The organism is Viridibacillus soli, assembly GCF_016612995.1.
In the GTDB taxonomy this organism is placed as follows: Bacteria; Bacillota; Bacilli; order Bacillales_A; family Planococcaceae; genus Viridibacillus; species Viridibacillus soli.
On the sequence record NZ_JAEOAH010000031.1, the window covers coordinates 1 to 25,467 of the forward strand.

Below are 25,467 nucleotides of genomic sequence, written 5' to 3' on the forward strand. Positions count from 1 at the left end.
GTTTATGCTTTGTTTGGACAGGGTTTTATGTAATGTAATGATGAATGACACCGAACATTCTCACCGCTGAAACGTAATCCAAGTTGGACACGGCTCAAAAGGAAATGCCTTTAAAATCTCTAGAGCATATTTGCTGGTTGTATCAAATTCACCTATTAGAGCTTCATATCCATTTGTATTTGCATATGTAATTTGTTTGGAAATCAGTATCTGAAGCAATGACAGTTGCTCCAGTTGATCAACGCCGCACCAGCCTAATTCTAAGTCTTTGTCATTCTCTGCTTCATGTAAAAATGAATAAGCAACAATGGATTGATCAGAAGCATTACATAGAAGAAAACTCCCTTCTAAAATCGCATCAGCAAATAGTTGCTGCCACTGTTTTAATGACAAATCTGCAACTGGATTTGCAAGATGTGTTTCTTCATAATTACGCCTAACAAGTGCTAAAAGTTGCTCCATCTGAAATTGGTTATTCACTATGTCCTTTAATGTTCTTAATTCGTATTCGCTTTTATGTACAGGGAAAGGAGGGAAATTCTGATGTACATACAATTTAGGCATATATGTTTTACGAATGATTTTCAAATCAAATTGTTCATACAGCTCCATTAGCTTTCTAGACGTTTCCCACAACGATGTTTGTAAAGGAAGTTCTAACACTTCATTTTGTAAAACATATTGCATTAATTGTTGCTCCACATTTTGCGAAACGAAAGGCATACTGAATAATCGAAAATAGTAGCAATACGGATGCATTTTACTTTTAAAAGAAACAAATAGGCCAACTAGGCTCTCCACATCATATGCCACATAAGCAAATTCATATTTTTGTTGCTCTATAATATGGAAAATTGACTGCTCTTCATAGCTATATTTCATCAATTCTTCTATTTCCTTTAAGTGATTCCCTATGTATTTTTTTATGAAAATACCCATATCTCTACCCACTTCCATATTTATTTAAAAGCTATGTTAACTATTAATGTGGATCAATATGAAAAAGTTTAGGCCGTCACTGTATACTGACTTCGTTTTTGAACAGAATGTCTTCTGTTTCCTTGGTTTCTGCAAACCACCTTAAAACCTGATTGTGATGATTTATTATTTGTTGGGCAGATAATTCTGATGTATTCCAAGTGCTATGAGCGTCAGTTACTAAAGTAATTGCAAAACCTAAACTAAATGCTTTCCTACATGTTGTATCTACACATACTTCGCTTTGAATGCCTGTAAGCACAAGATGTTCGATATTTTGATGCTTTAGTTCCGCATATAAATTGGTATTATGAAATGAATCTGGTGTTGTCTTCTGAATAATAATATCTGTTGGAGCAGGAGTGACTTCAGGACGAATCTCCCATGCCTCAGATCCTCTCTCTAATATACTTCCAATAGGTGCATTATGCTGTATATAAAAGATTGGAATTTTATTAATTCTTGCATTGTCTATCAGTTGCTTTAAATTCAAGATAATTTTCTCCCATTTAAATACAGGGTTTTCTTCTAAAAACATACCGTTTTGAACATCAATAATTATTAGAGCAGTATTTTTCATTTAGGGCCTCCAATTTTATTTCGAGTGTGGTAAAGAAGAGTAGTAGCTTCATATATCGTTAATATTCAACTTCTTTCATAGCTACCATTCCCCTTGGATATTAGTACCTTTTTAACTCCCACCATCACAATCTAATCACAGTCGCTCCGGAACAAAGATCAACAGAGCAATTTAACCAAACCATTTTTCAACTACTGCTTGCCACAACCGTAGCAACGTTTATCCTTATCCTCTTTCCCATACATACGTAATTCCTTTTGAATGCCACAGATACGACAAGTTTCAAAATAGATTTGCGGCAGCTCGCCTGCTTCTGCTAACGGTACCCACTCTTTTTCATACAGGCTTTTTGTCATCCCGTAATCAATTAAAATGAGCTCCCCATCAGACGTTAAACCGAAATTACTGCTATCTTTTAAATCAAAGCTATCAAATTTTCGATCAAGCTCAAGTAATATTGCCCGTAATCGATTTGAAATTCGAACATCTTCAGATATGTTTAATTCATATGTTTGATCGTTTTTCAGCTCTAAATTTTCGTAATAGCGTTGAATACAAACCTCCTCATTGACATAAACCATTTCTGCAAATAAATCTGCTGCATTATGCTCTTTCATATATTGATATAATTCAATCTCATACAGTGATTGCTTGTAACCAATTGGATGTAAATGCTTTTTAATCACATACTCATTCACGCGGTAAACCTTTCTTGTAGATCCAATGCCAATACAGTTTTCTTCCGTACAATATGGCTGCCAATTTGCAATGATCTTAGTTACCATTTTATCAGGCCTCTCTTTCCTTAATAATTCGGGCATTTTTCTCTTAAACATTTAAGAACAGAAAATCTTTTCGAAAATTCAGATTTAATATATTATCTATATTGGCTGTAACATCGTTAGAACTGTTCAGAACGTTGTTATTAAAATTGTTTTAATAAATAGAAATTAGCCAATGCATATAAAAGTGACAAAAAATCGTTTAATATTTTATCCTTGTTTCAAAACTTTATATACCATTGTGATAGATGTTCCGCACATACCGCATTGTTTAAATCCAATTTTTTTATAAATATGTACAGCGTCACTATTATCTGGATCCACACTCAAAGAGATTGACTTATACTCTTCTTCAATTGCGATCTGAATAATTTGATTCATAAGTAAAGTTCCTAGTCCCATTCCTCTAGCATCCTTGGAAATTGCTATTCCTAATTCTGGGGTGTTATTATCAACATATCCATATCCTTTGTTATATTCGTCAAACAATCGGTACCAAACCGCTCCTACTTTTTGGTTATCTTTATTTATAGCGATTAATGCTTTATCACCTTCTCTTCCCCAACCTTCATAATATTTTTTAATGTGAGGAAGGTTTAACAATTTCTCTTTCGTTGCTTTATTGTGAGGAATATGTATTGACTCATAAAGCATCTCCAATAAAAACTCAAAATCATTTTCTTCAAAATCTCTTATATTTATCACTCTGTATTCACCTCAATTACTTATTTATTCTTAAAATTAATCATTGCTCTTTTAAACTTAACTTCACAATGACAGAATTTGGTTTTTATTTTTTGTGGAATATTTTTATAATCGCTACTTATATATTAACCTAATTTTTAGATAATTAGATATAAATATGTAAAAAACCAAATAATAGTTTTTGAAAAACTAAAAATAGTGCCCATGCCGCCATTCCAAGAGAAATTGCCATTGCCACATGTAGTGATTGTTTTAAAGCTAAGTAAATGATCACTAGCATCACTGCAGTTGCCGGTAGTCCTAATAGCACACCGATTACAAATTTATTTATATTTTGCGACGGCTCACCTTGAACGGTGAGCCATAAGATACTTAATATACTAATTAGCGGAAGTGCTGCTAGAATGCCCCCATATGTAGGAAAACGTCTTGCGATTTCAGTAACAGCACCAATAATAATTCCAGAGATCATTATTTTAATAAATACATACATTACTTCACCGCCTCACTTAATAAACGGAATGCATCTACTATTTTCTCTTGCTCTTCTTTAGATAATTTATCAAGTACGATTTGCAACTTTTTTTCGTCTAATTCAGAGTTGTTCTTTAAAACAGTCAGTCCCATTTCAGTAAGATGCAAATATACTTTACGCTGATCCTCTTCTGATCGCTCTTTTTGTAGCAAACCTTTGCTTACTAATTTCTTCACATGTTCGGATGCCGTATTATGTGAAATGATTAACTGCTCAGCAATATCACGTATCGTCACCTCTTGCCTTTTTTGTACAGTTTGTAAAATACGGACACTTTGATGCGAAATTGCCTCTTGATGTGTAGGATGTAAATTAAAATAAATATCAGTGAAATATTGGTTTATGTTTTCAATCATATTGATTCTCCCTTTTATGTCGTTTCAACAGATTATATCGTATATGACGATATAAAACAAAAAGCAGTTGCGAAACTCGCAACTGCTTCGATTCAATAATAAAAAATAAGAAATGATAAAAGAGCCTTGATTCCCACTCTTTTCTAGTAATAATAACTATCAATTTTATTCTTGATGTCTAAAGTCAAATTTTTCATTCGGTACATCAAGTGTATGTCCGTTTATTATGACAGTATCATTGTCACTCCAACTGATATTTACTGTATCTTCACCATCATTCCAATAAATATTTTTGGTTCTATTATTTTGTTCATTAAATACTAATTCACCGCGAACGGTATATGAAGTTGTTGCTCCGCCGTTCGTAACGTACGCTTTTATTGTGTATTTACCATCAGGAGATGTTTCTTCTGTAAAAAATTCACCTGTTGGCAGCCTTTCCATATCATAGAACGCCCAATATACTACATAACTAATGATTCCAATGACTAACAAACCACTAATACTAAAAAACAGTATTAGCTTTTTAATGCTTTTCTTTCATAGTTAACATCGACATGTCTCTCCAAGTAATATAGCTCCCTTTATTAAGTTGTTTACCCCTTATTCAATACTACTTTCCTATTAACCTTTAATTCAAAGCACCTTTTCCAAGAAAAAATCACGAATCCTGAAGATACAATTAATACCCCACTAAGAATGATAAAACAATAAATGATTAAACCTGAGGATACCATTTGGGTAAAGATAGCAAGTAAAACGATCCTAAATAATAACCCGATTGAGCGAAATAAACTATCGACTCTCCCAATTATTTCATTAGGAATTTGATCCATCAAGAAAGAGTTTCTAGCAACTCGTGTGCCACTATTTCCTGCTGCGATTAAAAACATAAGCGATAAGTACACGGGTAGATTCACGAGTACAATCAATGAAATAGCAATGGTGTACATAATTACTCCGAAAATAATTGTCTTTTCATTTCCTATTTTTTTGGCAAGAACGGGTACGAACATCCCTGCAATAATTGCACCGAAAGCATAAATCATATTTTCAATTCCATAGGCACTTGCTGAGGCCTTTAATACATCCATTAAATAAACAGGGAACAAATAATTTGTGATCATAACTCCAATAAAAGGCATAATAGAAAAAAATAGAAACACGAACATAGCTGGCCGTTTTAACATATACCTTAATCCTTCACTTACTTTTGATGTATCCATTTCTTCAGCTATGTCTATTGGTTTCCCCATATAAGGGAGTTTCAAATAAAAGTAAATGGCTGCAGCATATGATATGACATCAAGTAACAAAATATAGTGTAGATCCCACTTTACTAATAAAATACTAGCTAAAGCTCCTGCAATCATGCTTGAAAGTTGCCCCTGGACTTCCATCGTTCCATTTAAGGCTTTGTATTGATCCTTGTTAAAAAGTTCTTGATTTAAAGCAAACATAGTAGGATAAAATATGGTGTAATATAAGCTCCCTATCATGTAAATAATCGTGTAATGCCATACCTCATAAGATAAACCAATAAATCCTATTAATGAAAAAAATATTAATAATAGAAAACACAAAAATTCACTGATTAATAGTATTTTTTTTCGATTCATTTTATCGACTAGGTTGCCAATAAATGGTGTAATCAGGAAGTTGGTAATTGTCATGCATATCGTTACATAACCAAATACTGCATTACCATTATTACTTGATACCAACATCCATGGTATAGCAATCATCGTTATTCCTGATCCGATCGATGAAGCAATATTAGCAAAAATAATTAAACGGAAACGAGAATCATTATATAAATTTTTCATTATAGTGTACCCCTTATATTTAGGGAGTTAAGCCTAAAATCTCCCCAGTGATTTAGTACTTTCACTATAATTGAAAATCCCCATTTCGAATTCCATCATTAGTTCGAATTTCAGCTCAGTCAAATTACTGAAAATACAGAAATTTATAATCACTTTCTAAATATTAGTTGCATAGAATATATCTTGAAATCTTTAATTTACTTTACTACAGTTCTTAATATAGAGACACTATCATAAAAAAAGTCCTTATGTTTTTCTATGCCTCTTCTACTACACCATGCAATTGAACCAACTGCATCAAAAAATGAATAGAAAGGCAGTATTCTTTCTAAATCGATTATTGGACGGACCTTCTCATACCCAGCTATATAAGCATCTCGGGTTCCAGGATATCTTCCCCAAATATCACGATTTATTTTGGTGAAATCTATCTCCGTAGAACCTGCTCTTGCACTTTCAAAGTCAATGATACCAGCAACGCCCTTTTCATTTATTAATATATTTCCTGGTCGAAAATCCAAATGTACTAAACTAGGACCATCTGGTTGTGGTAAAGCTGTGAATAGTTTGCTGAAGTGATTTTCACTTTTTTCAATGAGCTCATTTGTTATGAGATCTTCACATTGATCTAAGTATTGATAGAATAGATTTTTTATATATAATCTCCAGTCATTTTTCGCAAGAATTTGAAAGCCATTTTGTTCTTCATACCCATAGCTATGAAAGCTCACTTCATGATGCATTGCATGATTTAGACCAATTTGATATGCAAGTCGGGCGTCAACTTCATTTGTACAAGGACTGCCTTTAATCTCAGTGAGCAGTAATGCCCCATTATTAGTCTCATCACCTGTCCAATAATCTAAAGCACGAGGAACAGGCAAACCAGATTCGAGCTTTTTTAGAATTGTATATTCCCGGAACAGTTTATCTTTTATAAAAGGGATTTTAATGTACACATTCTCATTGTTTGTCAAACCAATCTTATATACTTCTGAACTAAAAGACTTTGGGACATTTTCTATAGTAATGATATTCAAATTGAATTGCTCCAATACATTTTGCAATTGTATGCTCTGCATATATTAACACCCCTTTTATATTAGTACTTAGTCCTAAGTCGAAATATTTCTCATAGCAAACACATTCATGAATACAATTATTTGCTGCAAATTGTTCATCTTTGACATTCTCAACTAATACATGATGCCTTTTGTTGGAGCTATTATTCTATTGGTGAAATGGTTTAGCAGGCAAGAGAAAGATCGAAACATTAAGTCATTATGACAAAATTGATCTGTTAAAACCTAACGAAGATTAACAACCAATCCGGCTATCGCTACTATTCAGATAAAGAGCTTATTTATCTATCCGAAATCAATTTATGTAAGCAAAGGAATATGTCTCTTACTAGTATTAAAGTTATCGTTCTAAATCATCGTTTTGACAAATATCATCGATTTTCTGGTGCCCATTATTTCCTTCAGTGGGGTTTTGAAACTCAAACGTTTTTAGAAGCTAATCTCAAAAATACTACATCTCTTCCGGTGCTTGAATCCCTAATAATCGCAAACCTTCTTTAAGTACGATGGCAACACTAGAGCATAATGTTAGTTTCGCCTGCATTGTAGCATCTTCCTCTAATATTCTCGTGTGAGCGTAGTACTTATTAAACGCTCTTGAAAGTTCGATTAAATGCTTAGCAATTTGAGAAGGGTCCGCTAGTTCAAATGCTTTTGTCACTACTTCTGGGAACTCTTTTAGCGTAATAATGACAGGCCATGCTTCTTCTGATAACCCTTCAAACTTACACTCTTGATCGTTGTATTGCCCTTTTCTTAACAGCGAGCAAATCCGCGCATACGTATATTGCACATACGGACCGGTTTCCCCTTCAAAATTCAACATTTCTTCAAGAGAAAAATCAATATCATTCAACCGATGATTTTTTAAATCGTGGAAGATAACAGCACCTGTGCCAACAATCTTCGCGATTTCTTCTTTATGCTGCAATTTCGGATTTTTGTCTTCAATATTCTTCTCAGCTAATTCAATTGCTTCATCTAAAACTTCTGCTAAAAGTACGACTTTCCCTTTACGTGTCGACATTTTCTTACCGTCTTTTAACATCATGCCAAATGGAATATGCTGTAATTCCCTTGCCCACTCATAGCCTATTTTCTCTAGTACATTAAATAGCTGTTTAAAGTGTAATGATTGTTCGTTGCCTACGACGTAAAATGATTTTTCCGATTTATATGTTTCATGTCTATAGAGTGCTGCTGCTAAATCTCGCGTTGCATATAGTGTTGTGCCATCTGTTTTCTTAATTAAACACGGAGGCATGTTTTCTAGATTGACTACCATCGCCCCATCCGATTCTTCAAGAAGTTCCTTTTCAGCTAGCAAATCTACTATGCGATTCATTTTATCGTTATAAAAAGCTTCTCCAGCATATGAATCAAATCGAATACCTAGCAATGCATATACTTGCTCAAACTCTTTTAGCGACGCTTCTCTAAACCAGTGCCATAATCGCATTGCCTCATCGTCACCCTGCTCTAACCGTTTGAATGCTGCACGCGCTTGATCATTTAACGTATCATCGCGCTCTGCTTCATCATGAAATTTCACATATATTTTCAGTAATTCCCGCACTGGAGATTGTTCAATAAGTTCTTTTTTTCCCCACAGATGATAAGCCACAATCAGCTTTCCAAACTGCGTTCCCCAATCACCTATATGATTGATACGTACCACTTCATAGCCATTTTTCTCTGAAATATTTGCAAGAGCATTGCCGATGACGGTCGAGCGTAAATGTCCCATTGAAAATGGCTTCGCAATATTAGGTGATGAAAAATCAATCGTGATCGTCTGATTTTCTCCCTGTTCTTGTTGTCCATAAGCGGATCGAAAAGTCACTATGTTAGATAAAACCGTTTTCGAAATTTCCGATTGCTTCAGAAAAATATTCACATACCCACCAACTGCTTCTACCTTCTCAATGATGGAGTTTACCATTTTCTCACTTACTTCTTTTGCGATATTAGTTGGTGATTGGCGGAAAATCTTTGCAAGTGCAAAACACGGAAAGGCATAGTCACCTAAATGTGTATGCTTTGGCTTTTCAATAAATCGTTCGATATCTGCCTTTGCTAATTGTCCGTCTACTGCGTCAAATAATGTTTCTACTATCATTTTTTTATCTGCCATATTATTTTCCTCCTCCAATACAAAAAGCCCCCGTCTCTAAAATAGAGACGAGAGCATAATTTCCCGTGGTACCACTCTAGTTGCCACAATATGTGACCACTTTCCATTGTTAACGAGGTGACTCCCCGATCTTTTCTACTACTAATTCAAAAAGCTTCTCCAAAGTGCGGTTCATTTACGTACCATGTATTAGGCTTCCACTATCCCTAACTCGCTTGCCATTTCTGCGTAAACTACTCTCTTTTTCACCGAATTCTTTTATTAAATTGATATCATATTACATTTAAATTGAAAATAAGTCAATATTAGATGATTCCTTCTAAATACCAATACTACTTTATCAAATTTTGGTCCCTTCACGAATCCATTAAGATTCCTCTTTTAAAATGGAATACATTTTTAAATCATGATGTTTTCCTTTTACAAATAAGCCCTGGAAGACCTTCAACTAATGTACTACCAATGTAGAATCTTTTGCTCTTTTTCAAATAACAGAGCCCAATCTTTCTGATATTCTACTACTTCGGCCTTTCTTATAATTTCGCCTCTTTTTATAGGCATCTATTTATTCTGTTTATTAGAAGCTTAACATAGCGTTGTATTTGAACTAGTCATTAATTCAGGACTCTTATTTTTTCCACTCTCGCCACTTTCTCGCTTTAAGATGGCATCGTATTTTTTATATTTCCTTCAATTTCTTGTATCGCTTTATCTGCTTCCACTAGGCGTACTCCATTTAATAAATTTTCAACTCCTGCTGCATTTAAATGTCTATAAATACTTCATTTTCAAAAAGAGTTAAATAGAATTACATAATTGTATAATATTGGTTTTCAAGGTGAGATTCGACTCGTTTATATTACAAATATTCTGTTTTAAATTGGTTTTACGCATAAAAATAAAGACCATTTCATACTCAACAATCCAATTAGCAATCCTTATCGCTATATCATTTCAGAATATTTTGTATATAATGGAGAGACACCCACTTTTAGGTGTAAATAAAAAGTATAAAGGAAGTGAAGGTTTATGATTACTTTACGCATTCACAAAGAAAATTCAGACTATGTGGTGAAGCATGTCAGCAAACAAAAAGCCGATCAATATTCTGTCCACAGTGCTGAATCGCTTTATGAAAGTTTGTTTCATTTAGGTCGCAAAATGCATATTAGTAACATCCATTTCAACATTCCTCACGATTTAAAAAGTAAATTGATCTCTTTTTTATCCATTGAATTCCCTGCCGAGATTTACGATTATCATATTAAGATTATTGACTAAACCTACACCTCTTTGAATAAACCCTCAAGAAGCGACAGTCAGTAACCATCTAGGTGCGATTTCAAATCGTTCCTGATGGTTCGTTTATACATAATGTTTCATTCCACAAAAATACCGACTTAGGAAACTCCATCCTAAGTCGGTATTTATTCTTTATTCACTATCACTAGCTTTAAATTGTAACCCTTTTTCATGAAGTGCCATTTTCAAAACATCGATTGCTTTTGGACCCATTCCATGAAGTGATTTTAATGTTTTTTCATCAATTGTTATTAGCTGCTCTATTGTAGTAATTCCTACGCTGTTAAGTGCACGAACTGCAGGCTTTGCGATACCTTTTGGCCAGGTTTCCATAATTATTCTCCTTTTAGTTTATATTAAATTCGGATCTGCTACATACCAAGTGTGACTATTATTTACATCGTTCATTCATGCGATGCCAAAACGCGCAGACAATCTTCCTCTTACCCAAAAGCACTTTAATTGTCCCAAATGAGGTGGGAATCAAAAAGTATCGCTCCAATCTTTCTTCCTATTTATATTAACAAACAGATGACTGCAACATATAAACATGCGATGATATATTGTGTAATAACAATATAATGACATTTCATCTCTTTACGATAGCGTAGCTCCATGTATAATGGATACATAAACATTATTGTCACGAGTAGGAACGCGACTGTTATATTCACAACCCCTAGTAAATAAAGATTACTTAAAACAATTCCTATGACAAGGAATCTTACGCTAAGCGTAATTACTTTATGACGATTGTTAATAAAGCGCTTTGTTCTTTTTAGAATCGGATTTTTATCCCTAATAAGAAGACCTATAAGATAGGCAAGCATCATACTTCCCATCCCTAAAAAGAACAATATTGGAACAATATCATCAACCGTTCTAATGGCTCGATACATTTGCAAATTTTCAGCCGATTCGCCTCGTACTTCATACCATTGACCTGAATCCATACCCTTCATATAAACTAAATTTGTCTGATCTATATAAAATACTTTCAACCGCAATTCATTAATCTGGTTCTTCGCATAATACTCAATTTTAATATCTCGTATGTCCGTTTGTTCATGATTCCATTTAGCCCGACTGACTGGCCTTGCTTCTTGCATTGCAATTTCCAAACTTTTTGGCCAATCTAAATCGGAACCCCAATCAAAGTCTAATACACCTATATATAACGATGGATTACGTGCTGCAAAATAATGCTCAGAACGTGTTTCTGCTACTAATACATTTTGAATCCAAGGACGTTCATCAACAAGGACGGATACTGTCGCACTTGTATGAATAGCCTTTTCATCATTATCTCCTGTAGGTAATGTTAAAATTAAAAAGAATAGCATCGTGCATAGAGTTATGACCGCAAAAAGTGGGTGCCATTTAGCTCTCGACTTCAACTTCTTCGCCTGGCTCATCCTTTTTGAAAGTTGCTCCTTAGACGCTCTTTTCAGTTCGGGATCTCGCTTTACATCATATACTTCACTTAGTGAATGCTCTAAATCCTTCGTCATCCAACATCACCTCTTTCCCTACGATTTTCTTCAATGCTTGTATCGCTCTTGCTGTATTATTTTTCACCTTAGCTTCAGACCAACCTAGTATTTGTGCCGTTTCCTTAATTGAAAGACCTTCCATTTTACGTAAAATAAGCGCTTCTCTATATTCCAACTTGAGCTGAGAGAGCGCCTTGTAAAGAGAAGCTATTTTCTCACCCTTTTCAACTATTTCGCTAGGAATGGGTGACATATCTGGTGGCTCATACTGTGCTACAAAAGGGATAAAACGAATAATTCTCTTCCTTCGATAATAATCATAGACGATATTTCTAGCGATTTTTCTCAGCCAAGTTTGGATCTGGGCCTGTTCTTGAAACTTTGCATAATGCTTAAAGCCACGATAGAATGTTTCTTGCGTCAAATCCTCCGCAGTTTCTTTATGGCCTACGAGTAAAAATATGTATTTATAAATAGCATCACTATATTGCTCATAGTACTGTTCAAATAGTCGCTGTCTCATGCACGATTCCTCCTTTCAATGCTATAGACGAGTGAACGTGAAAAAAGAATCATTTAAAATAAAAAAGGAAGGTATTTTCTTAGCGGGATTATTTGTGGGATGTACTATTGCCAACCACAGGTTAAATCGAAACATTTTAACTAATAGATCCATAAGACAATTCACAAAAAAATGACTTAGAATATTCTCTAAGCCATTTAATACTTATTCTTCTATATAAAGGTCGTTTTTTAGAAGTCATTTTATATAGTCTTAATCCCCTCAACACAAATCCACTTTTTATTTTTATTCTCATAAAACTTTATAGAATTAAAACCCATTTTCGGAAATAATCGCTCCAATTCTTCGTTAGTTTTATAAGATTTCATATGATAATTGATTTTGTAAATCTCTGCAATAATTAAAAATTTTCCATCTTGTTTTAATACTCTAAAAACCTCTTTTACCCCATTTTCTAAATCTGCCCAGAAGTAATGCGTTTGAAAGGCGGTAATGATATCAAATGTATGATCTGGAAACGGGATGTCAGTAACACTTGCTTGACGGATATTAACTTTTCCCGCTACTATATCTTGTTGATTTGCTCTAATTGAGTCTTTTACAGCCTGTTCAGAATAATCTATACCGTATATTTTTCCGTATGTATTCATTTTGGACAATAATTGTATTGTTTTACCCCCGCCACAACCTATGTCCAAAATTACTGCTTCATGTTTCATTTTTATATTCGCTAAAGCCCATTTATTCATGCCAGTATGTGCGGAATTCATAATTCTCAACATAAGTGAGCCTATAATTCCACTTGGATTTTTAGCTTGTTCTATCAATCTATTTAATAAGTTCAATTCCATAGCCCACTTTCCCTCATCAAGAAGGATTAAAGTTAAAATAAAAACTAGAACAAGAATCCCTACTTCAGCTGTATCGTCTCATCAATCACATTAAATTACATATGAATACCTTAACATATCTTACATAATAAAATATATCAAAAGCAGCAGGATTTCTTTTTTGAAACCCACTGCCATTATCACTGTTTCTCCGTATATGGTCACCTCAAAAATGAACATCCTCTTAACACTCTACAAACAATGCATCGCAGCCTCAGCTTCTTCCCAAGGGACAGAATACCCCTTCCCTTTCGCACAAAAAATGGATGTAGATGTGTATTCGGGATCTGCATTTTTGTCATAGCCGACTTCTTCCATTACTTGTTCGGGATTATGACAAACATCGTAGCCACCAAAGTTTAAAGTTAATGCGCCTTTGCCATTTGTGAAAGCCGCGAAAGTTGTACTGTAGTTCATAAAAGTGGCAACTGGTACGCGTCCTTTAATAATCACCTTATCTCCTACGTTTTCTGGTGGAGTGAACTGCCCATAAGCCTGCTTAACATCAGACATGACCCGACCAATATGGTCCAAATCCACTTTAATTTTAAAATCATAATATGGCTCGAGTAGTATATTATCAGCCTGCTCTAATCCTTGTCGTAACGCCCGGTGAGTTGCTTCTCTAAAATCTCCACCAGAAGTATGCTCGTTATTTGCTCGACCTGTTAGTAGCGCAATTTTCACATCGGTCACTGTTGAACCCGTGAGTAACCCGTGATGATTACGATCAAATATATGATGACGTATTAGGTTTTGATTACCGACAGATAAATGGTCCGCGTGGCATTTGTTTTCAAATGTAATGCCAGAACCCCTCTTTGCCGGTTCGATTTGAAGATGTACTTCTGCATAATGTCTCAGTGGCTCGAAATGACCGTACCCAGTTACGGATAAAGCAATTGTTTCTTTATACAAAATCTTTGGTTCGCCAAATGTAACATGAAATGCAAAACGCTCCTGGACAATCTGCTCCAGCACTTCTAGCTGAATTACTCCCATCACATGTACATGAATTTCCTGCACATGCTCATCCCAAAAGACGTGTAATGACGGGTCTTCCGCGTCCAAAATTTTAAAGCAGCGTAGCATTTCCTTTACATGGATTTTAGCATCGAAAATCACTTTGGATTTTAAAGTTGGAATAAGTTCAAACATTGCTTTTTCTCGAAGTACACCAAGACCATCTCCTATAGCTGCACCACTTAAACCAGTGACTGCGAAAAGTTCTCCAGCTTGAACTTGATTGACGGTTGTGAATTTATTGCCATTATACAAACGAATTTGTGTAATCTTTTCGGTAATGTCTCCGTAGTCCACTTCATCACGTACTTGCAAAGAACCACTCAAACACTTCATAAAAGTGACTCGCTGATCGTTATCGTCATGACGAATTTTATAAACGCGTGCCGCAAAATCACTGTTATCTTCGTAAATTGTTTCAGTAAATTGATCTAGCTTTTCGAAAAATGCAAAGACACCGAGATCTTTTAATGCAGAGCCGCTTGCACATGGGAAGATCTCATTTTTTGAGATACTTTTTTTGAATGACTCTAACCAAATCTCTTTGTTATAACCTGACGCCATATACTGCTCTAAAAGACCTTCATCCCGCTCCGCAATAAATTCAATGAGCTCCTCTTGCATCAATCCATCATGCAAGGCATTTGTTATATCACACACATCTTCTGTTAGATTTGTTCGGATTTCATTCAAAGTAGTTTGGATATTGACGCCTTCACGATCTGTTTTATTTAGAAAGAAAAAAGTAGGAATTTTGTGTTTACGCAATAATTGCCACACCGTTTCCGTATGCCCTTCCACGCCGTCAACTGCACTAATGATCAAAATGGCATAATCCATCACTTGAATAGCTCTTTCCATTTCAGGTGAGAAATCGACATGCCCTGGTGTATCAATAATTGTGTATGTACTGTTGTTGTATGTAATCATACCTTGTTCGGCAAAAACCGTAATGCCACGCTCCCGCTCGATGGCGTGATTGTCTAAAAAGGCATCCTTGTGATCGACCCGTCCCCTTTGGCGGATACTATTCGTATGATAAAGTAGCTGCTCAGAAAATGTCGTCTTGCCAGCGTCTACATGGGCAAGTATTCCAATAGTCTTATACATATATGTTCCTCATTTCGTGTCATCCAGATGACTTAATTATAGCATCAGATTGGGCATTTTGAGCCAACTTAGGTGTGGTAGCTCATTTACAATCAAAAAAAAATACACATTTCACGTGAAATTATTTGCAAGATTTGAGAAAATGAATTGTATGAACGTAGTGAAGTATTTTGAAAGGTGTAGATGTTAAGTTGACTGAGGTAAAATCATTTGATCGTGAGAACATGAAAGAAATTCGCGTAGAATTAACTCGCTTTATGATGGCATATAAATTTGCGTTAGATGAGATTGGGACAAAGGTTCGGATTTTAAAGGAAGAGTTTCGACTAATTCATGAATATAACCCAATTGAACATGTCAATACACGAATGAAATCACCAGAGAGCATTTTGAAGAAAGTAAGTAAAAAGAATATCCCCTTAACAATGGATGCAATACGAGAAGATATAAAAGATATTGCGGGTATTCGCATAACCTGCTCCTTTGTTTCTGATATTTACCTAATTAGTGAAATGATCCAATCGCAATCAGATATTGAAGTAATCGAGGTAAAAGATTATATTCAGTATCCCAAGCCAAACGGTTATCAAAGTCTACATGTTATTTTGAAAATCCCCGTCTATATGACGGATCGTAAAGAGCATGTATATGTAGAAATGCAAATCCGTACGATTGCAATGGACTTCTGGGCAAGCTTGGAACATAAAATCTATTATAAATACAACAAACAAGTTCCCGAACACCTAACAAATGAATTAAGAGAGGCCGCTTTTACAGCAGCAGAACTAGATCGTAAAATGGAAAGTCTTAATAATGAAATCAATATTTTAAAAGAAATCGCTCATGAAGAACAAGAGGATTTAGCATTAGAAGATACTGACTCAACGAAGCTGGTGCTAGATATGATGAAAAAAATTGCTGTAGATAAGATGAAGTAGTTTATTATAGGTGGAATATTAATTGGATTTACGAGGGTATTAAAGCATAAATTTTCCTGGTTTAGTACTAGAATCAGGCACAATTTAACTTAGTTTATAAGTAAGGACTCTCACTACTTAACTGTGGTTTTTCTAATGATCTGTTAAATTTTAATGTTGATTTTTACGAAAAATAAAATAGGCTCGGTTCTATTTTAGGTAGAATCAAGCCTATTTTTTTACATTATTTAGCAATCCAAATTCAAATCTTTCCCCCACGTACATACAGCAACAAACCATCTATGAAATTAGTTATTATTACGCATTCCGTCTAAAATAGCCCGTTTAAGTTCAGATGGAAAAGCTATATGTTTAACCTTTTAATAGATCTATGCACTTTTCTCTTCAAAATAAAAAATGTACACTACTAAATTTAAAAAACAAAAAAAACGAATGGAGTTTGGGGTTATGCGATCTGGCATCTCTAATGGTTTATCACTATATACATTCAAAGCATATCCTGCCTATTCATTATTTATTTCTAAAAACCCATTTAAGGAAATCTCCGTTCCACTTATCTGCCACTCTCCATAGTATTGCTTTTTTCAACTAATTTATAAAATTGAAAATTAGAATGAATTATTAAAAAAATGGTGTTAATTCTATCTTTTTATTAGCAATGGCATTAACGTAATATTCGTTATGATCAACGCCTATCATTGTTGGTTGATATTTCTTGATAGCATCTATCAGCTGATTAATTATCATAATGTCTAAGTAATTGGTCACTTCATCCCAAATAAATAACTCGTTTTTTCCTAATAATGCATTCGCTAAAAATACTTTTTTCTGTTCTCCATAGCTCCAATTTTCACTTGATTTATCTGAAAAACTAGATCGCTGGATACCTAATTGATATAACAGATGCCAAAATTCCTCTTTTTCTTCTTTCGTAGTTAATCGCTTTATAAATGAGGAATAATCTAAATCCTCTTGTTTTTTTTGACTCAGTATCGATAGATGTTCAGGTAGATTTATTCGATATTCACCAATTGTTTCTAGCTGCTCTCTTCCGAGTATAAAATTTAATAGAGTAGATTTACCGACTCCATTTTTCCCTTCAATAAAGAATCTATCAGAAGGATATACATCTATAGTGATTGGCGCAAAGAGTGGCATACCATCTCTCAAAATGGAAAAATCTCGAAAGAACAAAACTTGTCTTCTTGGCTGTTCTACAATCATTTTTAGTTCTGACACATTTTCGATATTATGAATCAAGCTTTCCTTTTTTTCAATCATTTCTTCCGTTCTTTTTTTAATGGCTTTCGCTCGCTTCATTTGTTTCGCAGCTAAGCGCCTTCCTGCAGCATCTTTCGTACTGTTTTCCCTTTTGTTGCCCCAACTTTTCACCCGACTTGAGACATCATTCAGTCTTTTAATTTCAGCCTTTAGCTTGGCATTATTTTCTTCCGAAAACATGTCTGCATTTTCTTTTTCATATTTCCACGTATCGATATTTCCACTAATAAGGTCAATCGATTCCTTATTGATTGCTAAGACATGATCCACAAATTGATTTAAAAAGGCTTCGTCATGGCTGATAACAATAAACCCTCTTTTATTATTTAAATATCGACCAACGATTTTTCGACCATGCAAATCTAAATTATTGGTTGGTTCATCAATTAAAGGAAAGGCATTTTCATTCAAAAATAGCTCAATCAGTAACAACTTTGTCTGCTCACCACCACTCAACACATTAAATTTTTTATCTAATATGTCATGAGGCAAGTCTATATACGTTAACTCACGTTCAATTTGCCAACTATCAATATACGGATTTTGTTTTTGTAACACTTCTAACGCGGTCAAATCTTCATCACTATTCGGATATACGGGAAAATATTTATAATCTAATGTTGAGTCTATCGTTCCTTCATACTCTAGTTTATTTAAAAGAATTTTTAAAAAGGTTGTTTTTCCTCGACCATTCCTGCCAACAAGCCCTAACTTCCAATTTTCATTAATATTTATGTTTACATTATTAAAAATTGGTTGGAGCATCGATAAATATTTAAATGTCAAATTTTTTATTAGAATATTACCAGTCATTTAGATCACCTCTTCCAACTAGTATTTTCTACACAATAGTTCAATTAACTTTGCCATTGGGAAGCGCTATCTTCTTATTAATAGAGAATATGGTATCAATTCAATTCTCATGGATTATCTTATTTTTAGTACTGAACTTAACGAATGTTCGGGAGTGAAAATCATAATAAATTAATCAATTCTAGGATTACATAGCCCCAAAAAATACCCTGCTAAAAATAAATACAAAAAAATTAACCATATGCAGGGAAATATTCAATTTAATTACCTTCATTTTTCTTGATTAAATACTTTTGATATACTGTTCCTGTATTAAAAAATACAAAAAAGAAACAAACGACAAAGATTGTATTACCCAAATCTAATTCACCTTTAAAACGTTTAAAAACCCCAAAAATTAGATACCCCGTCAATATTGATAGAAAAATAGAAAATACTAACTGTGCTTTTATTGATTTAAATTTAAGAATTGTACTCAAACCTCTCTGTAAACTGTTAATAAAAAAAGGTTAACATATGTATAGTTAATATTATACACTTTTACACGAAATTACTTTTTAAATCACTTTATTCCATTTAACGCGAAACATTTTTAACATAATCTTAGTAATGCATTCTACGTGGATTAACAAAATTCATTTAATAATATATACCTTAAATTTTCCATAAACCCTCTTTCCTCATAAATAAAAACTGAACTAATATGAATGCTTAATTCAGCCATAAATCTATGATTAAAAAGTGTGTTGATACATCAAATACATTATCTTAATTTTTGATTTTCCCCAAAAAACTGAGGAAGACATATCTACTTTACTACTTATTTCGTAGGTAAATCTAATGTCGGGTGTGATGTACTTAAGTCGTTGTAATGCCACCACTCTGAGCTGATCGTCTTGAAGTCAGATTGTGTCATAATCTTTGTTAAATAGTCCATGTTTTTTTGTGTTATTTTAGAATTCCCTTTATAGGAGCGACCTGCTTTGACAGAAAAAGAGTCAAATTTTGTTGGCATTTTTAGCTCTTTCCCTTTTGAATCCACTAATGTCACGTCAACACTAACACCTTTACTATGGTTGGAATCTAACGCTGGGTTTGCGACGTAAAGGTGATTTTGTATCTTATTGTACATTTCCCATTGTACAGATAATGGTCTATAAACGTCCCATATCTTAATTTTATACCCTTGTTTATTTGCCAGTCGATTTGCTTTTTTTAATTTTACTGCTGTAGATTTTGTCACTAATGCTTTACTTTCTTCTGGGTAAAGTGCGTAGCCCATGAAGTTTTTCTTTGTGGCATATTTTAAGTCAATGATAAAGCCATCTTTTTCGGATACCTCAACAAGTCCAGCCTCCTTAAAGTTAGCAGGTGCTGCTGTTAAATATTTACCAGAGATCCACCCTGTTTTACCGTTAACACTCACTTTATACCAGCCTTTTGAGTACTTACTTGCCTGAACAAATATCCCTTTTTCAACGGTTGTGATCTTTTTATAGTTCGTGCCGATGCCTTTTCTCATTTTCACAGATGCTGTTGCTTTTAAAGTTTTGTTTAGTGATTTTTTAGCTATTGAAGCTTGAGCCGAAACCGTCTGTGTCAATCCAGCAAATCCAATTGCAAAAAGTAGCCCAATCATTGAGCTAGCAATAAATACTTTTTTCATATTCAATTTCAAGATCAGCTCCTTATGTATCTTCCAACTATGAGACAGTTCATTCTCAATCGATAACCTTTATTTTAATAATACATTGATTGTTGGATCATTCGTATTTCCCTCTATACTCCAATTGATAGAGAGCATTTGCTGAAGAATAGCTAGCTCTCCAGATGAAAGACTTAGATGCGTTAATCCTGTATCGCAAATTTGAAAATCTTCCCCTTCTATTTTATGTAAACGCATTTTCAATAAGTTCTTCAACCCATTAAAAGTTAAAAATTTTACTGAGTAGCCATCCATTAATGCACTTTCCAGGGCGTTTCTATCATTTTGATATAAAGCTACTAAATCATCGAAGTTAAGTGTAGCATCAATCTCTTTCCAGTTTTCCATTTCTTGTTTTTCTAGACCCTCAATTATTTGTTCATTTGAAATTGCGTTATCTCGTAATTTTTCGATCGTAAAAGCATTCATCATATTAATTGCTACTACCGGCATTGACATACACCCTCTACAAAATATTTTAAACAGTGAATCCACATCACTCAAACGACGCACCTTATTTTTCAGAATATAAAAACAATACCATTTTGTTTTCATTTCTACAATATAAAGATAACGTTAGGATTTGCGTAACCTATCAAGGATTTGATAGTAAAAACCTAGCACATGATCCTTTGCTAATTGTACCAATCTATACATTATAGACAGTACAAAAACGTGGATATCTGTATTGGCCCTTCAGTAATATTAATTACACCAAACGACTGTTGCTAGTGCCTTCATTTCAATACTCCTTGTAACTCGCTTTACTGCCGTATAAATCGCCCCATGTAAGTGCTGGATCTTTCCTAGCTTCAATGCATGAACAATGGATAGTAAAGTATTTCGATATAATTCTTCATGCGCTTCAAGCGAAACATTTCTGTCTACAGCTGCTTTTGCTTTGTAAATTGTACCCGTGATACGGTAAAGCTCGTCCATTTGGAAAAACGGTGCGATCGCTTTTATTGCACCTGGTAATTTTGTTACTAGGCCCTCTTTTAAAGAGATTACTACATCTGCTTGATGTTCTGTTTCGCGTTTTCCTGTATCATATGTATTTTTAATATGGCTAGTTTTTGCAAGAGTTTCTTTGGGCGGACATTGCGGTAGGACATTCCCTTTTGAAGCCTGAATGACGATGGCATTAGACGATTGTCTACAGTCACCGTTATGCCTTTTTAACGCGTACTGCTTTATAATTCCAAGCGTTTCCAATGTATTACAAGCACGGCGAACTGTCCGAATATTTACTTCTAGCATTTCAGCGATTTTCGCTTTGGATAAATAACAAACACCAATATATTTGCATGCGTAACGTGCTAGTATATCTAAAATTGCAAGAGCAGACTTTGTGAGCTCATCACAGAATTTTTGACGATGCTCCTTAACTGCTTCATTTAATTCGCTAATCGTCTCAAATGACTGTAACCTCGTATACGTTTCTACTGTGTTTAATAAAGTGAAAGTCATAATCCTGTCCCCTTTACCCTTTTAATAGATATATAGAAGATTTATTTTAAAGGGGAGACAAATCTATCAAAAAACTTTGTTGTGAATAAAATAAACCCACCTAGCAGAAAAGTGATTTCTACAAAGGTGGGAATAATTAACACCTATTTTCATCATCAGATTTTTTGGAATTGGAGCTAAAGTCTACGTGAGAAATTATTATTTTACTTAATTATTTCAATTCATGGACTCATGTAGAGTGCGACTGAACAACAGCTTGAAACGATTGAACTTCCAACAATTTCAATCCACGCACTCATGTAGAGTGCGACCGTTCTGATCTAAGAACAGCTTTAGATGTTCCAATTTCAATCCACGCACTCATGTAGAGTGCGACGAAATGCCTGCGGTCATTATTGTCATTGCTGTTTTATTTCAATCCACGCACTCATGTAGAGTGCGACAAAAACACAGCAAAACAGCAGAAGAAAAAACATTATTTCAATCCACGCACTCATGTAGAGTGCGACTATGTGTGGTACTACAAAGGTAACTTCCAATTGCCTATTTCAATCCACGCACTCATGTAGAGTGCGACAAATGGTTCCGAAGTAAACCTTGTTGGCCACGTTATTTCAATCCACGCACTCATGTAGAGTGCGACCTCTCATACGAACTACGACATCGGCGAACTATTCATTTCAATCCACGCACTCATGTAGAGTGCGACATTGCTGACTTGCCTGAAGAATTCCGTGAAAATGCAATTTCAATCCACGCACTCATGTAGAGTGCGACGTAACTTTCAGCGTAACAATGAACGTTATAAGAAAGATTTCAATCCACGCACTCATGTAGAGTGCGACGAATCAATCATCCCATTGGATGCAACCTATGTGATTTCAATCCACGCACTCATGTAGAGTGCGACTTAGAGGTGCTGCAGGTATCTTAGATGAGGTCGATATTTCAATCCACGCACTCATGTAGAGTGCGACGCGAGAAGGTAAAGGTTGGGGAATTACACCTGCTATTTCAATCCACGCACTCATGTAGAGTGCGACGCCAAATCTAATGGATCACCCTCATCCCCTGCAATTTCAATCCACGCACTCATGTAGAGTGCGACAGCTAGTGCTTTACGTTTAACTTTATCTTCATCATTTCAATCCTCGCACTCATGTAGAGTGCGACTGATTTTAAAAAACAAAAAGGATGTGATCCTTAATTTCAATCCACGCACTCATGTAGAGTGCGACTGATTTTAAAAAACAAAAAGGATGTGATCCTTTATTTCAATCCACGCACTCATGTAGAGTGCGACATGAGGCCCGTCTTTGTTAAATCTGCATTATTTTATTTCAATCCACGCACTCATGTAGAGTGCGACGAATACGAGGCAAGATACACATCCAGTTTGAAAATTTCAATCCACGCACTCATGTAGAGTGCGACTGAAGGGGATAACCCAAGACCATTTTTCGTTTACAATTTCAATCCACGCACTCATGTAGAGTGCGACGCTTTGAAAATTCATTTCCGCTCCAGTTATAAATTTCAATCCACGCACTCATGTAGAGTGCGACAGTCGATGGATGTCATGTACTCCATCGGCACTGCTTATTTCAATCCACGCACTCATGTAGAGTGCGACCAAAATCAAGAGGGCGGTCTAGTTCAGGTACTGGAATTTCAATCCACGCACTCATGTAGAGTGCGACCAAAATCAAGAGGGCGGTCTAGTTCAGGTACTGGAATTTCAATCCACGCACTCATGTAGAGTGCGACCAAAATCAAGAGGGCGGTCTAGTTCAGGTACTGGAATTTCAATCCACGCACTCATGTAGAGTGCGACCAAAATCAAGAGGGCGGTCTAGTTCAGGTACTGGAATTTCAATCCACGCACTCATGTAGAGTGCGACCAAAATCAAGAGGGCGGTCTAGTTCAGGTACTGGAATTTCAATCCACGCACTCATGTAGAGTGCGACGATGTTGAAGGATTAAAGGTGCAGGTACAATCTATCATTTCAATCCACGCACTCATGTAGAGTGCGACGGTATGCGGAGCACGTACAAAAAGATGTTCGGTTATTTCAATCCACGCACTCATGTAGAGTGCGACGCGTTTAACCTAAATAAATCTCAGCGATTAGGTATTTCAATCCACGCACTCATGTAGAGTGCGACGATATTGTAACGGTAAACACGCAGAAGGGTAATATTTCAATCCACGCACTCATGTAGAGTGCGACGGCACGATAAGTACTAAATCGTATACTAAATCCTTAATTTCAATCCACGCACTCATGTAGAGTGCGACTTAAAGCAATTGGAAGCGTGGTTCAGCCGTACATCATTTCAATCCACGCACTCATGTAGAGTGCGACACAACGGTAATTTAATCAAAGATGACCATTCAGATTTCAATCCACGCACTCATGTAGAGTGCGACACCGCATTATCTAACGAAGCGAATCAAAGATATATTTCAATCCACGCACTCATGTAGAGTGCGACCGTTGCTGCGAGTTAATGGAAAGCCTTCAAATACATTTCAATCCACGCACTCATGTAGAGTGCGACGTGCACCTTACCAACGTGAAATTATGGATGCGGTATTTCAATCCACGCACTCATGTAGAGTGCGACACTCCTGGTGTTGGAGAATGGACATAAACATCCATTTCAATCCACGCACTCATGTAGAGTGCGACCTTTCTGAACGACTTATCTATGAGGCTAGACAAATTTCAATCCACGCACTCATGTAGAGTGCGACGGAGGCGCGTGTGAATTCAAAGATTCTTTACAAATTTCAATCCACGCACTCATGTAGAGTGCGACATTTACTATAATAATACTTAGGCTTAGTGACCGTATTTCAATCCACGCACTCATGTAGAGTGCGACATCCACATGGTCTTCTACTGCAATAATATCCAGTAATTTCAATCCACGCACTCATGTAGAGTGCGACCAGCAAAAGGCGTTAATACAAAATTCCTTATTGGGATTTCAATCCACGCACTCATGTAGAGTGCGACAGACGCAAAAATTAAAACGCGTGTATCTCGATTATTTCAATCCACGCACTCATGTAGAGTGCGACTTTCATCCGACGCAAAAACCAGAAGCCTTGTTTATTTCAATCCACGCACTCATGTAGAGTGCGACTTCCGTCTGGATCGCTACAAGCTCCTGAGATTGGATTTCAATCCACGCACTCATGTAGAGTGCGACGTTGTTGAAACCGTTGAAAACTCTACCTCATTTGATATTTCAATCCACGCACTCATGTAGAGTGCGACACGAAAGAGCAAAAAGCAGAATGGGGATTGAGTGATATTTCAATCCACGCACTCATGTAGAGTGCGACTGTTGGTAGCTCTCTGAGTGTTGGAGTTGATGAATTTCAATCCACGCACTCATGTAGAGTGCGACGCGCCAGTTTTTTCACAATACTCTTGTTGCAATTATTTCAATCCACGCACTCATGTAGAGTGCGACTGCAAAAAATGAGTGCTCAATAACAAAAAACTCATTTTATTGCTAAAAAAAATTAATCAGTAAATCTTTAGACATAAAACAAATAGATGTAAAATACATTTCTCGACTATATTTTGGTGCGAACCCCTTTGAAGTTTTATGTTAGCTTCCTATTCGCACTAAAAAATCAATGTATCTTCTACATCAATACTTTCTTTTGCTCCTACATGCTCGACCTTAGATTTATAATTGTTACCAAGCTGATAATAGCGAATGCTATCTTTTTCTTTGTTAATAATTTCATTCAAAGTAAGTTTTAATTGAGTGAATTGAGCTGCATTGACAACACACTCAAACACTGAATTTTGAACGCGAATACCATGATTTTCACATACTTTTGCAACATTCCGTAACCTTTTTTCTCCAGCTTTATTTTTTGTACTAATATCATAAGTAATCAGTACTAACATAGAAC

General features: G+C 35.3%; 22 protein-coding genes, 1 CRISPR repeat array and 1 other annotated feature. Of the genes, 2 read left to right on the forward strand and 20 right to left on the reverse strand.

Translation table 11 applies throughout. The features are described 5' to 3' along the window. Positions 1 to 60 precede the first annotated feature (60 nt). The 10 genes from JFL43_RS16520 to argS all read right to left on the reverse strand — a co-directional run bounded on the left by JFL43_RS16520 (position 61) and on the right by argS (position 8,978). Positions 61 to 939, reverse strand: a complete 879-nt coding sequence (locus tag JFL43_RS16520) for a GNAT family acetyltransferase (protein ID WP_200749900.1) — start codon at positions 937 to 939, stop codon at positions 61 to 63. Between the two features lie 76 nt (positions 940 to 1,015). After that, positions 1,016 to 1,558 carry a cysteine hydrolase family protein gene (locus JFL43_RS16525; RefSeq protein WP_200749901.1) on the reverse strand — a complete coding sequence of 181 codons (543 nt, stop codon included), beginning with the start codon at positions 1,556 to 1,558 and terminating at the stop codon, positions 1,016 to 1,018. 191 nt (positions 1,559 to 1,749) lie between these two features. Then, entirely contained in the window at positions 1,750 to 2,343 is a 594-nt protein-coding gene (locus JFL43_RS16530) for a protein kinase (RefSeq protein WP_100797562.1), read from the reverse strand. Between the two features lie 207 nt (positions 2,344 to 2,550). Further along, positions 2,551 to 3,045 (reverse strand): GNAT family N-acetyltransferase, encoded by a 495-nt coding sequence (locus JFL43_RS16535; protein ID WP_200749902.1) that lies wholly within the window; start codon positions 3,043 to 3,045, stop codon positions 2,551 to 2,553. Positions 3,046 to 3,190: 145 nt separating this feature from the next. Beyond that, positions 3,191 to 3,538, reverse strand: coding sequence for a DUF3147 family protein (locus JFL43_RS16540; RefSeq protein ID WP_200749903.1), 348 nt, complete (start codon positions 3,536 to 3,538; stop codon positions 3,191 to 3,193). Further along, on the reverse strand, positions 3,538 to 3,936 hold the full coding sequence (locus JFL43_RS16545) for a MarR family winged helix-turn-helix transcriptional regulator (protein WP_200749904.1): 399 nt from the start codon (positions 3,934 to 3,936) through the stop codon (positions 3,538 to 3,540). The genes JFL43_RS16540 and JFL43_RS16545 overlap by 1 nt, the downstream gene beginning before the upstream one ends. A gap of 165 nt (positions 3,937 to 4,101) precedes the next feature. Then, positions 4,102 to 4,467: a DUF5412 domain-containing protein gene (locus tag JFL43_RS16550; protein ID WP_100797566.1), complete on the reverse strand. Its 366-nt coding sequence runs from the start codon at positions 4,465 to 4,467 to the stop codon at positions 4,102 to 4,104. Between the two features lie 65 nt (positions 4,468 to 4,532). Next, entirely contained in the window at positions 4,533 to 5,762 is a 1,230-nt protein-coding gene (locus tag JFL43_RS16555; protein ID WP_200749905.1) for an MFS transporter, read from the reverse strand. Positions 5,763 to 5,959: 197 nt separating this feature from the next. Beyond that, positions 5,960 to 6,802, reverse strand: a complete 843-nt coding sequence (locus JFL43_RS16560; RefSeq protein WP_325166703.1) for a phosphotransferase family protein — start codon at positions 6,800 to 6,802, stop codon at positions 5,960 to 5,962. 493 nt (positions 6,803 to 7,295) lie between these two features. Next, positions 7,296 to 8,978: an arginine--tRNA ligase gene (gene argS / locus JFL43_RS16565; protein WP_200749907.1), complete on the reverse strand. Its 1,683-nt coding sequence runs from the start codon at positions 8,976 to 8,978 to the stop codon at positions 7,296 to 7,298. Between the two features lie 40 nt (positions 8,979 to 9,018). Then, positions 9,019 to 9,236, reverse strand: a binding site (T-box leader). Positions 9,237 to 10,007: 771 nt separating this feature from the next. On the opposite strand from argS, the gene JFL43_RS16570 reads away from it, so the two are divergent. Next, positions 10,008 to 10,259 (forward strand): hypothetical protein, encoded by a 252-nt coding sequence (locus JFL43_RS16570; protein ID WP_100797578.1) that lies wholly within the window; start codon positions 10,008 to 10,010, stop codon positions 10,257 to 10,259. A gap of 153 nt (positions 10,260 to 10,412) precedes the next feature. Here the strand turns inward: JFL43_RS16570 and JFL43_RS16575 are convergent, their stop codons facing one another. The 5 genes from JFL43_RS16575 to JFL43_RS16595 form a co-directional block, all read right to left on the reverse strand. Continuing rightward, positions 10,413 to 10,613, reverse strand: a complete 201-nt coding sequence (locus JFL43_RS16575) for a helix-hairpin-helix domain-containing protein (protein WP_200749908.1) — start codon at positions 10,611 to 10,613, stop codon at positions 10,413 to 10,415. A gap of 182 nt (positions 10,614 to 10,795) precedes the next feature. After that, positions 10,796 to 11,791 (reverse strand): hypothetical protein, encoded by a 996-nt coding sequence (locus JFL43_RS16580; protein ID WP_200749909.1) that lies wholly within the window; start codon positions 11,789 to 11,791, stop codon positions 10,796 to 10,798. Next, complete coding sequence (locus tag JFL43_RS16585) at positions 11,760 to 12,296, reverse strand: RNA polymerase sigma factor (RefSeq protein ID WP_200749910.1); 537 nt, start codon at positions 12,294 to 12,296, stop codon at positions 11,760 to 11,762. The genes JFL43_RS16580 and JFL43_RS16585 overlap by 32 nt, the downstream gene beginning before the upstream one ends. A gap of 242 nt (positions 12,297 to 12,538) precedes the next feature. After that, complete coding sequence (locus JFL43_RS16590) at positions 12,539 to 13,141, reverse strand: class I SAM-dependent methyltransferase (RefSeq protein ID WP_200749952.1); 603 nt, start codon at positions 13,139 to 13,141, stop codon at positions 12,539 to 12,541. 237 nt (positions 13,142 to 13,378) lie between these two features. Then, a complete protein-coding gene (locus JFL43_RS16595) occupies positions 13,379 to 15,319 on the reverse strand; it encodes a GTP-binding protein (RefSeq protein WP_200749911.1) in 1,941 nt (646 codons plus the stop codon). A 224-nt stretch (positions 15,320 to 15,543) separates the two neighbouring features. On the opposite strand from JFL43_RS16595, the gene JFL43_RS16600 reads away from it, so the two are divergent. Beyond that, on the forward strand, positions 15,544 to 16,257 hold the full coding sequence (locus tag JFL43_RS16600; protein WP_200749953.1) for a GTP pyrophosphokinase: 714 nt from the start codon (positions 15,544 to 15,546) through the stop codon (positions 16,255 to 16,257). Positions 16,258 to 16,878: 621 nt separating this feature from the next. Here JFL43_RS16600 and JFL43_RS16605 read toward each other — a convergent pair. The 5 genes from JFL43_RS16605 to cas2 form a co-directional block, all read right to left on the reverse strand. Then, on the reverse strand, positions 16,879 to 18,351 hold the full coding sequence (locus tag JFL43_RS16605; protein WP_200749912.1) for an ATP-binding cassette domain-containing protein: 1,473 nt from the start codon (positions 18,349 to 18,351) through the stop codon (positions 16,879 to 16,881). A gap of 820 nt (positions 18,352 to 19,171) precedes the next feature. Further along, positions 19,172 to 20,029: a M15 family metallopeptidase gene (locus tag JFL43_RS16610; protein ID WP_200749913.1), complete on the reverse strand. Its 858-nt coding sequence runs from the start codon at positions 20,027 to 20,029 to the stop codon at positions 19,172 to 19,174. A gap of 57 nt (positions 20,030 to 20,086) precedes the next feature. After that, the gene (locus JFL43_RS16615; RefSeq protein ID WP_200749914.1) at positions 20,087 to 20,509 is read right to left on the reverse strand and encodes a hypothetical protein; all 423 of its coding nucleotides are present in this window, start codon (positions 20,507 to 20,509) and stop codon (positions 20,087 to 20,089) included. A gap of 252 nt (positions 20,510 to 20,761) precedes the next feature. Continuing rightward, entirely contained in the window at positions 20,762 to 21,526 is a 765-nt protein-coding gene (locus JFL43_RS16620) for a helix-turn-helix domain-containing protein (RefSeq protein WP_200749915.1), read from the reverse strand. A gap of 213 nt (positions 21,527 to 21,739) precedes the next feature. Beyond that, positions 21,740 to 25,013: direct repeats of the CRISPR family, unit length 32 nt; unit sequence ATTTCAATCCACGCACTCATGTAGAGTGCGAC. A gap of 158 nt (positions 25,014 to 25,171) precedes the next feature. Next, complete coding sequence (gene cas2, locus JFL43_RS16625; RefSeq protein WP_200749916.1) at positions 25,172 to 25,462, reverse strand: CRISPR-associated endonuclease Cas2; 291 nt, start codon at positions 25,460 to 25,462, stop codon at positions 25,172 to 25,174. Between the last annotated feature and the right edge of the window lie 5 nt (positions 25,463 to 25,467).